Raw genomic sequence first — 13,623 nt, 5'->3', positions numbered from 1 at the left:
GCCGTTTCCCCTGTTGGTGTGGGATGTCACTCGCCGTCGAACGAGAAGCGGGGCGCGTCGTGCGTGCTCGGGGTCGGTACGGGACGCCGCTCCAGCCTCATCCCGAACCACCGCTCGTACGCGTCCAGCACCGCCGCGTCGTCCGTGAGCTTCTCGGTCCGCTTCCCGTCCTCGGAGACGACGGTCAGCAGGTCGTCCCGCAGGATGACCCAGCCGTTCTCCAGGGGCATCGAGCAGACGAGGGTCCGCAGGAACGGGGAGTGCGGGCTGGTCCGGTACCACCACATCGTCTGGCGGAAGTCGGGCAGCTCCACCGGCTCCTCGTAGAGGATGTACTGCGGTGTCCCGTTGCGGAGCACCTCGACGGACCGCCGGTCCGGACGCCGCGTGGTGAACTCGCCGTGCGGATCCGGCTGCGGCTCGTCGGAGTCCAGCAGCAGGGGGCGGCGGCTGCTCTTGCCGAACCCGATGTCGGCGATCCACCGGGCGCCGTCGACGGCCACCGTCATGACCACGTGGTGGTACGGGGCGGTGATGCCGCCCCCCGGGATGTGGACGCGGCCCTGGTGCAGGGTCACATCGAACCCCAGGGACGCGAGCAGCAGGTAGAAGCCGGTGTTGATCTCACCGCACAGACCGCCGCGCCGCTGGTGGACGATCTTGTCGACGGCCCGTTCGTCCATCCGGATGTCGGCGCCGCGGTGGTAGTCGAGGTTGTCGAAGGGCACCGACAGCACATGCCGTTCGTGCAGGTGGCGCAGCGCCTCGGCATCAAGGCGTACCGGGTGGTCGGCCGAGATGCGTTCCAGGTAGGCGGAGACCGTTTTCTTGTCCAGCACGGTGTCTCATACGTCCTTTCCGTCGAATCGCGGGAGGAACCGCGGGAAGAGGGCCTCGGCATTGGCGTGCTCCAGCCGCCGCCGTTCCCCGGCGCTGAACTTCCCGTGGCCGATGACGTGGTGGCCGGTGTCGAGCGTGTAGTGCTCGGGCATGAGCGGGAAGTCCGAGCCGACCAGGATCCGGTCCGCGGGGGCGAAGGACCGCAGCGCCGCCAGGGCGTGCGGGTCACCCGCCATGGCGATGTCGACGTAGAGCCGCCGCAGTGAGGCGACGGGGTCCGCGGGCAGCCGGTCCGCGAGGGGCGCGCTGATCAGTCCGCCGCAGGCGAGCCGGCCGGCGTAGAAGGGGACGCCTCCACCGCCGTGCGGCAGGATCACCGGCAGGTCGGGGAACCTCTCCAGCGTCTGGTTGTAGAGGAGCTGGGCGGCCACCCGTACCGACTCGAAGGGGAACTCGTACAGCGAGGCCGGCAGGCCGAAGTCCGGCTGACCGGTCGACGGGGGAACCGTCGGGTGGACGAACAGCGGGGTGCGCCGGCGGTCCGCCGCGGCGAACAGCGGGTCCATCGAGCGGTCGCCCACGTACAGACCGGCGTAGTTGCTGATGAGTCCCACGCCGTCCAGTCCGAGCGTGTCGATCGCGTACGCGAACTCGTCCATGACGCGGTCCGGATGGGGGAAGGGGAGCGTGGCGAAGGCGCCGAAACGACCGGGGTGCGCGGCGACCAGCTCGGCCAGGTACTCGTTCACCCGGCGGGCGAACCGTGCGGCCGGCTCCGGTTCCAGGGTCGCCGGCACCCCCGGCCAGACGCTCACCACGGCGGCGCGGATGCCGTGCCGGTCCATCATGGCCAGGCTGCCGCGCGCGCTCCAGGTCGGCCGGTCGACGCCGGGAAGAATGGTCGCGACGCCCATCCGGGCCAGCTCGTCGAGATAGAAGTCCGGCAGGATGTGGTGGTGTACGTCGATGGCGCGCGACCACGGCCTTTCGGTGGGCGCTGTCTGCTCACTGTCCGGCATCGATCGTCCTCGGGTCGGATCAGGGGCCAGGGGCCGGGGCGGTCCGGGGGAGTCGCGCTGGGCGCGCGGCGGAGGGTGCGTGGGTCAGGCCCGGGTGGTGCCCGGAGGGTTGCTGATCAGGCACCTCCAGACGCCGTCGTCGCCCCGGCGGAGGATGTCCGCGGCCGTGCCCTCGACGCGCTGGTGCGTTCCGTCGGGACCGGTGCCCTCGTGCACGTAGTCGCAGATCAGCAGCGCCGTGTCGCCGACCGTGTAGATGTGCCGTACCGACAGCTTGACCGGGAGACGGTCCGGCAGCGTCGCCTCGGCTGACTTCCACATCTCCTCACCCGTCTGGTACTGGCCCGGAGCGAGAACACGCATGGCGTTCGGTGCGAAAAGCTGCTGGATGGCCTCAAGACGGCCCGAGTTGAAGGCCTGCTCGAATGCCGTCGAAAGCTGATCGGGTTCGGTGGGAAGAGTGACCTGTTCGTCCGTGGAATTCGACATGGGAACAGAACAGTGCACCGCCACAGGGCACTCAACCCGCCACCGGCCAGTCTGTCAGGTCCGGTCCGTGCCGGAATTCGGGCCGGGGCGAGCCGCTCGCGGACCTGACGAACTCTCCGGCGCGGGCCTGGGCAGCGTACGTACGGGACCGTGAGGATGACGCCTCGTACCCGGGGATGTCACATTCCCCGCAATGACGAATGGCGAGGAGTCTTCCATGGTCAAGGTGGCCATCATCTTCCATTCCCGGAGCGGCAACATCTTTCGGCTGGCCACCGCGGCGGCCGCCGCGGTGGAAAAGGCGGGTGCCGAACCGAAGCTGTTCAAGGTTCCCGAACTCCCGGACCCGATGGTGCTGGACAAGGAGGCCTACGCCGAACTGGAGACCACCACCCGCGACATCCCGGTGGCCACGCTGGACGACCTGGTGGCGGCGGACGCGATCATGATGGGCACGCCCGTCCACTTCGGTCTGCCGGCTCCTGAGATCCTGAAGTTCGTCGACAACTCGGGCCCGGTGGCCATTCCGGGGAAGCTGGCGAACAAGGTCGCGACCGTGTTCGCCTCGGGGTCCGCGGCGCACGCCGGGCAGCAGACGGCGATCATCGCCCTCCACAACGTGCTGTGCCACTGGGGCTGCCTCATCGTCCCCAACGGGTCGAGCGTCGAGATCCTGGCGTCGGAGCACAACGGATCGCCGTACGGCACGTGCAGCATCTCGCGGCACGCGCCGGACAACGTCCACGAGGACAACCTGAGGGCGATCGAGTACCAGGCCCTGCGTCTGGTGGAGGTGGCCACGGCCTATCGGACCGGGCTCCAGCAGCAGGAGTCCGCCATCGACTTCGTCACCTTCGACTTCCTCATGAAGAAGTTCCCCCGCATCTCCGTGGACTGACCAGAAGAGGATCCGCCGGCGAGCCGCCGGAGCAGCGACACGGCGCACCCGCGGCACTCCGGTGCCGCGGGTGCGCGGCATGTCGGCGGACACCTCCCGCCCCTCTGTCCCCGGTACCCCCGTGGTACTTTGATCCGGCACTAGACCAACGTTCGAGTGCTCGATCGATGTCCGCCTCGGGGTCGTCTTCGGAGGCGACGGACGGGGACCGGTGGGGGGCCGGGAGGGCATCCCCACAGCCGCACCAATGTCGTCCCGCACAGGAGGAACACGTGAAACTGGTCATCTTCGGCGCGAACGGCCCGACGGGCCGGTTGACCACGGAACAGGCGCTCGCCGAGGGCCACGAGGTCACCGCCGTGACCCGTCGGCCCGACGCGTTCCCGCTGAGCGGCGCCCGGTTAAGCGTGGTCAAGGCGGACATCCTGAGCCCCGACGAGGCGCACAGCGCGGTGGCCGGCCATGACGCGGTGATCTCCACCGTCGGCGTCCCGTACACGAAGGAGCCGGTGACCGTCTATTCGGAGGGCACCGCGAACGTCATCAAGTCGATGAACGCGCACGGCATCCGGCGCCTGGTCTGCGTCAGCTCGATCGGGGCGAACTACGAGGACGCGCCCGGCGAGGCGTTCGTCTTCCGCAAGGTGATCGTGCCGATCCTGCTCAAGATGGGCCGTCCCCTCTACGAGGACACGAGCCGCATGGAGGAGATCGTGAGCGCCAGCGGCCTGGACTGGACGGTCGTCCGCCCCGCCGGCCTCTTCGACGCCACGACCACCACCGACTACATCGTCAGCAAGACCCGCCACCCCGGCTGGTTCACCTCACGCAAGGACCTCGCGGACTCGCTGGTGCGTGAGGCGGTCGACAACCTCAACGTCGACTCCCGCGTCGAGGTCATCACGACCAAGGGCGTGCCCAGTTACTTCCAGGTCTTCGCCAAGGAGGCGCTGCACATCGGCAAGAAGTGAGCCGAGCCGAACGACACCGAAGGCGGCACCACCGGAGGACGGGTGGTGCCGCCTTCGTACGGGTCCGGCGGTCAGCCGGCGCGCATCAGCGTCATCCCCATGGACATGCCGCCGCCGAACGCCGCCAGCAGTGTCAGGTCACCCGGGGCCACGGCGCCCGAACGGGCCAGGTGGTCCAGGGTGATGGGGACCGAGGCCGCGCCGGTGTTGCCGTACCGCGAAACCGTGGTGGCCATGCGTGCGGCGGGGATGCCCAGCCGTTCCGACAGGCTCTCCAGGAGTCGCCCGTTGGCCTGGTGCGGCACGAAGTGCGCGATGTCGTCCTGGCTCACCCCGTTGTCCTTGAGGAACGTCTCGACACCGGGGACCACTTGGGTCTCGACGAACTCGGTGACCCCCCGGCCGTTCATCGAGAAGTACTGCGCCCCCTCGCGGAGCGTCTCCTCCGTCGTCGGCATACGGCTGCCTCCGCCGGGTACGCCGATCAGCTCGCGGGCGGAGGCGAAGCTGGCCAGGCGGGAGGAGAGCAGCCGCTGCCGGCCGCCCGGGCCCAGCACGACGGCACCGGCGCCGTCCCCGAACAGCACGATCGTGCGGCGGTCCGCGGGCGAGAGGATGCGTGAGTACACGTCGGCGCCGATGACCAGGGCGTGGTCGGAGGACGAGCCGGCGAGCATCCGCTCGGCGATCGACAGGGCGAATGTGAAGCCGCTGCAGACCGAGTTGACGTCGAAGGCGGCGGTGCCCTGCCCGGCGCCCAGCTCGTCGGCGACGACACAGGCCGTCGCGGGCTGGGGGGAGTCCGGTGTGGAGGTCGCCACGATGATGAGACCGAGCTCGGCGGCGCCGACCCCGGCCTGCTCCAGGGCTGCCCGGGCGGCGGCGACGGCCAGGTCCGAGGTCGCCTCCTCCGGCTTCGCCCAGCGCCGCTCACGGATCGCCGTCTTGCGCACGATGGCCACCTCGGACACCCCGGTCAGGGTGCTCAGGTCCTTGTTGCTCATCACGCGACCGGGCACGTAGGACCCCGTCCCGAGTACGCCCGGTGCGTTCTGGGCGGCAGCGCATGTGATCATGGTCTGCTCCAATGTCGTCCTGACTGGTACCGGCCACCCGCCCGCGTCGGCCACGACGGGGAACGGGGCCCGCGCATCCCGCCGTCCGTGTTCCGGACCCGCCGCTCACGGCGGCTTCGCCCGCTGCGGCTGCGGCGTCGCGCGAGGAGGAGTGGTGGGGCCGGGTACGGCGGATCCGCAGGAGTTCAGGACATCCGGCGCCCGGTCCGAGGTCCAGCAGACCTGTGCGGATCTGTCAGATGAGCCGGCGCCGGCGCTGCCGCCGGCCGGCCGGTTCCGGGCATCCGGCGGGCCGGGAGCCGCTGTCAGCCGGTGACGGGGAGCTGGGCTTCCAGGCCGTCGAGGACGATCTTCACGCCCAGGTGGAAGTTGTCCTCCCAGTCCTCGTCGAGCATGTACTCGTACTCCACGAGCGTCGGGTACTCGTCCTGCTGCCGGCGCAACTGCTCCTGCGCCGCCACGCGTTCGGCCTTCGACCACTGGAGGTTGGACTGGCTCGCCGCGGAGCCGAGAACGTGGTTGTACAGTAGCCAGCAGGCCGCCTGTGTTTGCTGTGCCTTGAATCCGGCGCGTGACAACGTTGCCTGGAGGAACTCCAGCCATGTGAGGAAGTTCGGCCCTATCGACGGCCGTTGACGCAGCGGCAGCGCGGCGGACCAGGGGTGCCGGAGAAGCATGGCCCGGCATCCGGAGAGGAGGGCCACGACGTTCTCCTGCCAGACTCCGTCGTGGCCGTCGGGGAGCGGGGCCTCGACGAAGATGGCATCGGTGGCCAGGTCGACGACGTCGTCCTTGGTGTCGATGTGCCAGTACAGCGTCGTGGCGCCGATGCCGAGGCGCTCCGCCAGATGGCGCATGGTCAGCCGCTCCATGCCCTCCTCGTCCAGCAGAGCGATCGCCGCCTCGGTGATGCGCTCTCTGGTCAGCGGCGGCTCGTGGCGTGGGGCGGGCGGTCGGCGCAGCCAGACGCTCTGCCCGGAACCCGAGCCCGTACGACCGTTCCCCCGTGGCTTGCTCACGCTGACCCTCACCAACCTTTCCGGCGCATCGTACGCGGCCGAACCCATCGTAGTACATTGATCGATGCGCTCGATCAATGTACGAGAGGCCGATCAATGTTCGACAACGGCTCTCACCTGCGTTCCTCACCGCACGCAGGCCCGGCAACTCGGCCCGCCCGCCAGGAAGGACACGCATGAAGCTGGTTGTGTTCGGCGCCAACAGCCCCACGGGCCGTCTGGTCACGGCCATGGCCATGACCGCGGGGCACACGGTCACCGCGATCACCCGGCGGCCGGCCGATTTCCCGTTCTGCGACCACCGGGTGCAGGTCGCCGAAGCGGACTCGATGGACGCCGACGCGGTGGACTGGGTCGTGCGCGGCCATGACGCCGTCATCTCGGTGGTCGGCGCGCCGCCCTCCCTGAGGCCCGTCACCGTCTGCTCCCAGACCGCGTACAACATCGTCAAGGCGATGATCGGCAACGGGGTGCGGCACCTGCTCTGCGTCGGCTCCGCCGGTCTGGACGCCGCCGACCTGTCCCGCGCCGACCTCCTGGGCCAGCGGGCGGCCCGCCCGGTGGTCCTCGCGTGCAGCCGCGCCGTACGGGAGGACGTGCGGCGCATGGAGAACGTCGTCCGTGAGGCCGGGCTCGACTGGACCCTGTTCCGGCCGGGGCGCCTCGTCGGCAGGAACGATGTGTCGGACTACCGGATCGCCCCGGTCCCGGAGCCGCGCCTGCTCACCTCGCGGGTCGATCTCGCCCACGCCTTGGTCCACGAAGTCACGCACGGCGACCATGTGAGGCGGATCGTCTACGTCGCCACCGCGCGCCGCGCCGTGTGAAAAGCGGGCCGACTTCCGCGCGCCCGCCCGGAATTGATGTCCGATGTAAACATCAGGCAAAGCGGCCCCTTTGGGGTGCTGTCCGTCTTTCTGTGTGTTCCGGGTGAAACGGTGGCGTCCACCCGCCAGGTGAAGGGCGCATCCCCGCACGTCAGTGGGGTAGGTGACAGATCTGTGTGCCGTGTGGTGGTGCAAAGATCGACTGATGGATAAAGTGATGTCCCGTTTGGTTCGGGTAAATAACCTTGTGCGTGTCAGAGTGAGGAGTGGTCCAGCGTTCTACCAACCTCCCGCAGGGCGTGAGTTCCGGCCCGGCGGACATCAAATCGGGGGCAATTTTGAATGCAGCCATGTTTCCGTCGGCCAGGATCGGAAATCGAAAAGAGTATTCTGATCGATTATTCGGTGAGAACGTTCCGCCGGATGAATTGCTGAGAGAAATGTCGATCTCGCTCTTCGCCTCCCTGCCGCGCGCCGACCAGCGCAAGAAGGGCGTCGAGTACGTCAGGGGCCTCCTGGAGGTTCCCGGACGCAAGTCGATCAGGAATATCGCGAGCCTGATCGGTGGCCGGGCGACGGACCAGAGCCTGCACCATTTCATCAGCGAGTCGACATGGGAGTGGGCGCCGGTGCGCCAGGCCCTGGCCCGCTATCTGGTGCCCCGCCTGCCGGTCGAGGCCTGGGTGCTGCAGGACACGGTGATCCGCAAGGCGGGGCAGCACTCGGTCGGGGTGGACCGCCGGTTCGTGCCGGCCGAGGGACGGGTGCTGAACGCGCAGCAGGCGATCGGGGTCTGGGCGGCCTCCGGCTGCCGGAGCGGCCCGGTCGACTGGGGGCTCCATCTGCCCCCGACATGGATCGACGACCGGTCGCTGCGCAGCCGGGCGTCGATCCCGGAGAGCACCGAGGCGGAGACCCTGTCCGACCGGGCCGTCCGGCTCTGCGTCGGCATGGTGTCCGAGTGGGGGCTGCCGGTACGACCGGTGGTGCTGGACGCCAGTTCCCTCAACCTCGCCATGCTCTTCGACCGGCTGGGCCGCCGGGGCATCCCCCTGCTGGCACGGGTCGACCAGTCGGTACCCCTGCTCGTCTCGGACCCGGCGCTGACCGGCCACCGCGGTGCGGCGAGCATGCCGGCCGGAGAGGTCATCCGCGCGGCGAGCAGCACCAGGCAGCCGGCTCACTGGCGCGAGTTCGGCAGGTGCGGCGGGATGCGCTCCGGTCTGATCGCGAGCGTGGCCGTACGGCTTCCCCAGGGGAGGGCGGCGAGGCTGCGGTCGGGCGGCGGGCGGCGGCTGGCCCTGATCGGACTGGCCGAGAACGGGCAGCGCAACGCGCCCCAGCTGTGGCTCACCGATCTGACGTCCCTCCAGTCGACGTCGCTGCTCACGCTGTTCACCCTGCTGGAGCGGGTACGGGGCGACTACCGCGAAGTCGCGAAGAACGTGGGCATCGAGGACTACGTGGGGCGTTCGTTCGACGGATGGCACCGTCACATGACCCTCGCCTCGGCCGCCCACGCCATCGCGGTGCTGAGCTGCCCCGGCCAGATGTGGAACGGGGAGCCGGGCAACGCGGAACGCGGCACCTGACGAAGTGAGCCGCGACGCGTTGTCGCGGTACGCCCCCCACTACAGGATCGGACCGTAGGCCGATCGGCCGACTGCCGGGCCGCGCCCGTCCGTCCGTGACCCGTCCGGCCGTGGTCCGTCGTGCGCTGCTCGTGATCCGTCCCGGAGGCGGGTACGAGGGTGCGCGGGCCGGCGGAGGAGCGGGGGCCGTCACGGGCTCCCGCCCCGGTGAGCACGGCATCCCGCGCGATCCGTGCCGCACGGCGACCGCGGGACGTACCCGCGGACCGATCCATCCACAAGGGGAGAGACGTCAGTGGACAACCCTGTGCTCGACATCGGATCGATACCGGCCCGCCAGCAGCCCGGGTGGGACGACGCGGAGGGCGTACGGCGTGTACGACGGCAGCTCCTGGCCTCCCCCGGGCTCGTCGGCCCCGAGGACGTCCGCGCGCTGCGCTCGGTGCTCGCCGTCGTCGCCGCCGGGGGAGCCCATGTGGTGCAGGCGGGGGACTGCGCGGAGGATCCCGCGGAGTGCACGGCGTCCCACGTCGCCCGCAAGGCGGGCCTCCTGGACGTGCTCGCGGGCACGCTGAAGGGGATCACCCATCGGCCCGTGGTCCGCGTGGGGAGGATGGCCGGCCAGTTCGGCAAGCCCCGCTCGAAGCCCACGGAGTGGGTCGGCGACCTCGAACTCCCCGTCTACCGGGGCCATATGGTCAACGGCCCCGCACCCGACCCGCTGAGCAGACGCCCGGACCCCCGGCGCCTGCTGGCCTGCTACCACGCCTCCGGTACGGTGCTGCGCCATCTGGGCCGGCACCGCGGGCCGGGGGAACCGGGCATCGACCCACCGGTGTGGACCAGTCACGAGGCACTCGTACTCGACTACGAAGTCCCCCTGGTGCGAAGGGACTCCACCGGCGCGCCGGTCCTCACCAGCACGCACTGGCCGTGGATAGGGGACCGCACCCGCCAACTGGACGGCGCCCATGTCGCCCTGCTCGCCGCGGTGGCCAACCCGGTCGCCTGCAAGGTGGGCCCCGGCATGACCGCGGAAGAGCTGCTCGCCCTGTGCGAACGGCTCGACCCGGCACGCGAGCCCGGTCGGCTCACCCTGATCGCCCGCATGGGGGCGCAGCTCGTCGCCCACCAACTGCCACCCCTCGTCGCGGCGGTACGGGAGGCGGGGCACCCGGTCATCTGGCTCAGCGACCCGATGCACGCCAACACGGTCACCACACCGGGCGGGCGCAAGACCCGCTACCTCGACTGGATCGTCCGCGAGGTCAGGGACTTCGGGGCCGCGGTGCGCACGGCCCGGGGGACCGCCGGCGGACTGCATCTGGAGACCACCCCGGACGACGTGACCGAATGCGCCACGAGCCCCCTGGCCGCCGATCAGCTCGGCGGCCGCTACAGCAGCCTGTGCGACCCGCGGCTCCGCCCGGACCAGGCCGTCTCCGTGGTCGCGGCCTGGGGCGCGTGGACCAGGGAATCCGAGGACGGCGCCCGGCGGGACCGTCCCATCCGCACGCGTACGAAGGAGGACCGCTCATGAACGGCAAGGTCGCCCTGGTCACGGGGGCAGCGAGGGGGATCGGCGCGGCGGTGGCCCGCGCGCTCGGCGCCCGCGGGGCCGCGGTCGCCGCCGTGGACTGCGACGCGGACGGGCTCCGGGACACCGTGGAGAAACTGACCGCCGACGGTGTGACCGCCGAGGGGTTCCCGGTCGACATCACCGACCGCACCGAGGTCGGCAAACTGGTCGACACCGTCGAACAGCGGCTGGGTCCGGTGGACTTCCTGGTCAACGCGGCGGGGGTGCTCCACCTGGCCGAGGCGCGGCAACTGACCGACCGGGAATGGGACGCCACCTTCGCGGTGAACGCCACAGGCGTGTTCGTGATGTCACGCGAGGTCGTCAACCGGATGGTGCCGCGCGGGCGCGGCGCCCTCGTCACCGTGGCCTCGAACGCGGCCGGCACGGCCCGTACGCGGATGGCCGCGTACGCCGCCTCGAAGGCCGCCGCCACGATGTTCACCAAGTGCCTGGGCCTGGAAGTGGCCCGGCACGGCATCCGGTGCAATCTGGTCGCCCCCGGTTCCACCGACACCCCGATGCTCAGCTCCATGTGGCACGACGCGAGCGGCCGCCGGACCACGATCGCGGGCACGCCCGACGCGTACCGGGTCGGCATTCCGCTCGGCAAGCTGGCCGTGCCCTCGGACATCGCCGACGCGGTGGCCTTCCTCCTGTCCGACCAGGCAGGACACATCACCTTGCAGAGTCTCACCGTGGACGGCGGCGCCACCCTCGGCGTGTAGGCACGGTGCGACCGGACGACGCCGCGAGCGGACGAGGCGGAGAGAAGACATGAGCGGGATACCTCCCATCGAACCCTACGAACTGCCGCGCGCGGGGGAGCTGCCCGCCCGCGTCCCGTCGTGGACGGTCGATCCACGGCGCGCGGTGCTGCTGGTCCACGACATGCAGCGCTACTTCCTCCGGGCGTTGCCCGAGCCCCTCAGGGGGCAACTGCTCTCCCGTGCCGCGCTGTTGCGCACAGGCTGTGCCGAACTGGGCATCCCCGTCGCGTACACGGCGCAGCCCGGCGCCATGGACGAGGCGGACCGCGGTCTGCTGAAGGACTTCTGGGGGCCGGGCATGCGGCGCTCCGCCGCGGACCGCGAGATCGCGGAGGAGCTGGCGCCGGGGCCCGACGACTGGATGTTCACCAAGTGGCGGTACAGCGCCTTCTTCCGCTCCGGCCTGCTGGAGCGGATGCGTGAGCACGGCCGCGACCAGTTGATCGTCTGCGGGGTGTACGCGCATGTGGGCGTGCTGATGACCGCGGTCGACGCGTTCACCCAGGACATCGAGACCTTCCTGGTGGCGGACGCGGTCGCCGATTTCTCCGCCGCCGACCACCGGCGGACGCTCGACTACGCGGCGCGCTGTTGCGCCGTCGTCACCACGGTCAAGGAGGTCGTCGCGTGACATCCGATCTGCTCGGCAGGGTGCTGGCACCGCATCCGCCGCCCTTCGCGCTGCTGCACCGGCCCACGGCGGACGGCGGGCGGTTGGAGGTGCTCGTCGGCGAGGTGCGCGCCTTTCCCACCCTCGCGTCGATCCCGCTGCCCGAGGCGCCGGCCGCCGACGGCCGGACGCACCACGACGTACTGGCCCTGGTGCCGTACCGGCAGATCGCCGAGCGCGGCTACGCGGGCGTCGACGACGGCGCGCCGCTGCTCGCCCTGCGGGTGACCGCGCAGGAGACGGTGCCCCTGGCCGAGGCCCTGCCGCGGCTCGTCCGTACGCCGATCCGGCTGGTGGGCGGGCACTTCGCACCGGACGACGAGACGTACGCCGCCACGGCACGGAAGGTGATCGCGAACGAGATCGGCACGGGCGAGGGCGCGAACTTCGTCATCAAGCGCTCGTACCGGGCGCGGATCGGTGACTACACCCTGGGCAGCGCGCTGGCCTTCTTCCGCAATCTGCTGGAGACCGAGTCCGGCGCCCACTGGTCCTATGCGGTGCACACCGGCAGCCGTACCTTCGTCGGCGCCTCGCCGGAGCGCCATGTGAGCCTGTCCGGCGGTACGGCGACGATGAACCCCATCAGCGGCACCTACCGCTATCCGGCCTCCGGCCCCGAACTCTCCCAGGTGCTGGAGTTCCTCGCCGACCGCAAGGAGACCGACGAGCTGTACATGGTCCTCGACGAGGAACTGAAGATGATGGCGCGCGTCTGCGACGGCGGAGGCAGGGTGGTCGGGCCCTACCTGAGGGAGATGGCCCGGCTCGCGCACACCGAGTACCTCATCGAGGGGCACAGCACCCGCGATCCGCGGGAGATCCTGCGGGAGACACTGCTCGCGCCCACCGTCACAGGGAGTCCGCTGGAGAGCGCCTGCCGGGTGATCGCGCGGTACGAGCCCGAGGGCCGCGGCTACTACAGCGGCGTGGCCGCGCTGATCGGCAGGGACGGGCAGGGCGCCCGCTCACTGGACTCCTGCATCCTCATCCGCACCGCCGACATCGACGGTGCCGGCCGCGTCGAGATCGGGGTCGGCGCCACCCTCGTACGCCACTCCGACCCGGCTGCCGAGGCCGCCGAGACGCGGGCGAAGGCGGCAGGGCTGCTCGCGGCGTTGGAAGGCGGACGGACGGCCCGCTTCGCCGGCCATCCGCGGGTACGGGCCGCGCTGGCCGGACGCAACGCCTCCGTCGCCGGGTTCTGGCTCGCGGGGCAGGACACCCGCACCTGTGTGGTACCGGCGCTGGCCGGGTCCCGTGTGCTGGTCGTCGACGCGGAGGACACCTTCACCGCGATGCTCGACCACCAACTGCGCGCGCTGGGAATGGCGGTGACGGTACGCAGGTACGACGAGGGGTACGCACCGGGCGACCACGATGTCGTCCTGCTGGGACCCGGCCCCGGCGACCCCCGGGACACCGGGCATCCGAAGATCGCGCGGCTGGCGGCGCTCGTCGACACCCTGCTGGCCGGGGGCCGTCCGTTCCTCGCCGTGTGCCTCAGCCACCAGGTGCTCTGCGGCCGGCTGGGGTTCGAACTGGCGCGCCGGGAGGTGCCCAACCAGGGGGCGCAACGGGAGATCGACCTCTTCGGGGCGCGCGAGACGGTCGGCTTCTACAACACGTTCTCCGCCCGGTCGTCCGAGGAGAAGGCCGAGTGCGAGGGCGTGGGCCTGGTGGAGCTGAGCCGGGACCGGGACACCGGCGAGGTGCACGCGCTGCGCGGACCGCACTTCGCGTCCGTGCAGTTCCACGCCGAGTCGGTGCTCACCCGGGACGGGGTGCGCATCCTCGCCGAACTGCTGACGGGCCTCGTCCGCGGGTGACCCCCCGGGCAGGCGTGAGGCGGCTGTGCGGCGGGCTCCGGGGC

13 protein-coding genes are annotated in these 13,623 nt (G+C 70.7%); 8 read left to right on the top strand and 5 right to left on the bottom strand.

All coding sequences use genetic code 11. The features are described 5' to 3' along the window. Window positions 1–26 precede the first annotated feature (26 nt). The 3 genes from ACFXPL_RS16920 to ACFXPL_RS16910 all read right to left on the bottom strand — a co-directional run bounded on the left by ACFXPL_RS16920 (window position 27) and on the right by ACFXPL_RS16910 (window position 2,348). Window positions 27–839: an arylamine N-acetyltransferase gene (locus ACFXPL_RS16920; protein ID WP_384919214.1), complete on the bottom strand. Its 813-nt coding sequence runs from the start codon at window positions 837–839 to the stop codon at window positions 27–29. Window positions 840–845: 6 nt separating this feature from the next. Beyond that, complete coding sequence (locus ACFXPL_RS16915; RefSeq protein ID WP_384919211.1) at window positions 846–1,859, bottom strand: amidohydrolase family protein; 1,014 nt, start codon at window positions 1,857–1,859, stop codon at window positions 846–848. An 84-nt stretch (window positions 1,860–1,943) separates the two neighbouring features. Then, on the bottom strand, window positions 1,944–2,348 hold the full coding sequence (locus ACFXPL_RS16910) for a YybH family protein (protein ID WP_384919208.1): 405 nt from the start codon (window positions 2,346–2,348) through the stop codon (window positions 1,944–1,946). 193 nt (window positions 2,349–2,541) lie between these two features. Between ACFXPL_RS16910 and ACFXPL_RS16905 the strand changes: the two genes are divergently transcribed. Beyond that, window positions 2,542–3,246 carry an NAD(P)H-dependent oxidoreductase gene (locus ACFXPL_RS16905; RefSeq protein WP_384919205.1) on the top strand — a complete coding sequence of 235 codons (705 nt, stop codon included), beginning with the start codon at window positions 2,542–2,544 and terminating at the stop codon, window positions 3,244–3,246. 272 nt (window positions 3,247–3,518) lie between these two features. Then, entirely contained in the window at window positions 3,519–4,217 is a 699-nt protein-coding gene (locus ACFXPL_RS16900) for an NAD(P)-dependent oxidoreductase (protein ID WP_384919202.1), read from the top strand. 71 nt (window positions 4,218–4,288) lie between these two features. On the opposite strand, the gene ACFXPL_RS16895 is transcribed toward ACFXPL_RS16900, so the two are convergent. Then, on the bottom strand, window positions 4,289–5,293 hold the full coding sequence (locus ACFXPL_RS16895) for a 3-oxoacyl-ACP synthase III family protein (protein WP_384919200.1): 1,005 nt from the start codon (window positions 5,291–5,293) through the stop codon (window positions 4,289–4,291). A gap of 305 nt (window positions 5,294–5,598) precedes the next feature. After that, window positions 5,599–6,312, bottom strand: a complete 714-nt coding sequence (locus tag ACFXPL_RS16890; protein WP_384919197.1) for a TetR/AcrR family transcriptional regulator C-terminal domain-containing protein — start codon at window positions 6,310–6,312, stop codon at window positions 5,599–5,601. Between the two features lie 176 nt (window positions 6,313–6,488). Between ACFXPL_RS16890 and ACFXPL_RS16885 the strand changes: the two genes are divergently transcribed. The 6 genes from ACFXPL_RS16885 to ACFXPL_RS16860 all read left to right on the top strand — a co-directional run bounded on the left by ACFXPL_RS16885 (window position 6,489) and on the right by ACFXPL_RS16860 (window position 13,579). Next, window positions 6,489–7,139: an NAD(P)-dependent oxidoreductase gene (locus tag ACFXPL_RS16885; protein ID WP_384919194.1), complete on the top strand. Its 651-nt coding sequence runs from the start codon at window positions 6,489–6,491 to the stop codon at window positions 7,137–7,139. Between the two features lie 440 nt (window positions 7,140–7,579). Continuing rightward, window positions 7,580–8,731, top strand: a complete 1,152-nt coding sequence (locus ACFXPL_RS16880; protein WP_384919191.1) for an IS701 family transposase — start codon at window positions 7,580–7,582, stop codon at window positions 8,729–8,731. 295 nt (window positions 8,732–9,026) lie between these two features. Beyond that, window positions 9,027–10,271, top strand: coding sequence for a 3-deoxy-7-phosphoheptulonate synthase (locus ACFXPL_RS16875; RefSeq protein WP_384919188.1), 1,245 nt, complete (start codon window positions 9,027–9,029; stop codon window positions 10,269–10,271). Continuing rightward, on the top strand, window positions 10,268–11,038 hold the full coding sequence (locus ACFXPL_RS16870) for a 2,3-dihydro-2,3-dihydroxybenzoate dehydrogenase (RefSeq protein ID WP_384919185.1): 771 nt from the start codon (window positions 10,268–10,270) through the stop codon (window positions 11,036–11,038). The genes ACFXPL_RS16875 and ACFXPL_RS16870 overlap by 4 nt, the downstream gene beginning before the upstream one ends. A gap of 49 nt (window positions 11,039–11,087) precedes the next feature. Then, window positions 11,088–11,711, top strand: coding sequence for an isochorismatase family protein (locus ACFXPL_RS16865; protein ID WP_384919182.1), 624 nt, complete (start codon window positions 11,088–11,090; stop codon window positions 11,709–11,711). Next, a complete protein-coding gene (locus ACFXPL_RS16860) occupies window positions 11,708–13,579 on the top strand; it encodes an anthranilate synthase family protein (RefSeq protein ID WP_384919180.1) in 1,872 nt (623 codons plus the stop codon). Before ACFXPL_RS16865 ends, ACFXPL_RS16860 begins: the two co-directional genes overlap by 4 nt. The last annotated feature ends 44 nt before the right edge of the window (window positions 13,580–13,623 follow it).

The sequence above is a fragment of the Streptomyces sp. NPDC059092 genome (assembly GCF_042756365.1).
Classification (GTDB): domain Bacteria; phylum Actinomycetota; class Actinomycetes; order Streptomycetales; family Streptomycetaceae; genus Streptomyces.
This window is presented reverse-complemented; position numbering and strand designations above follow the sequence as displayed.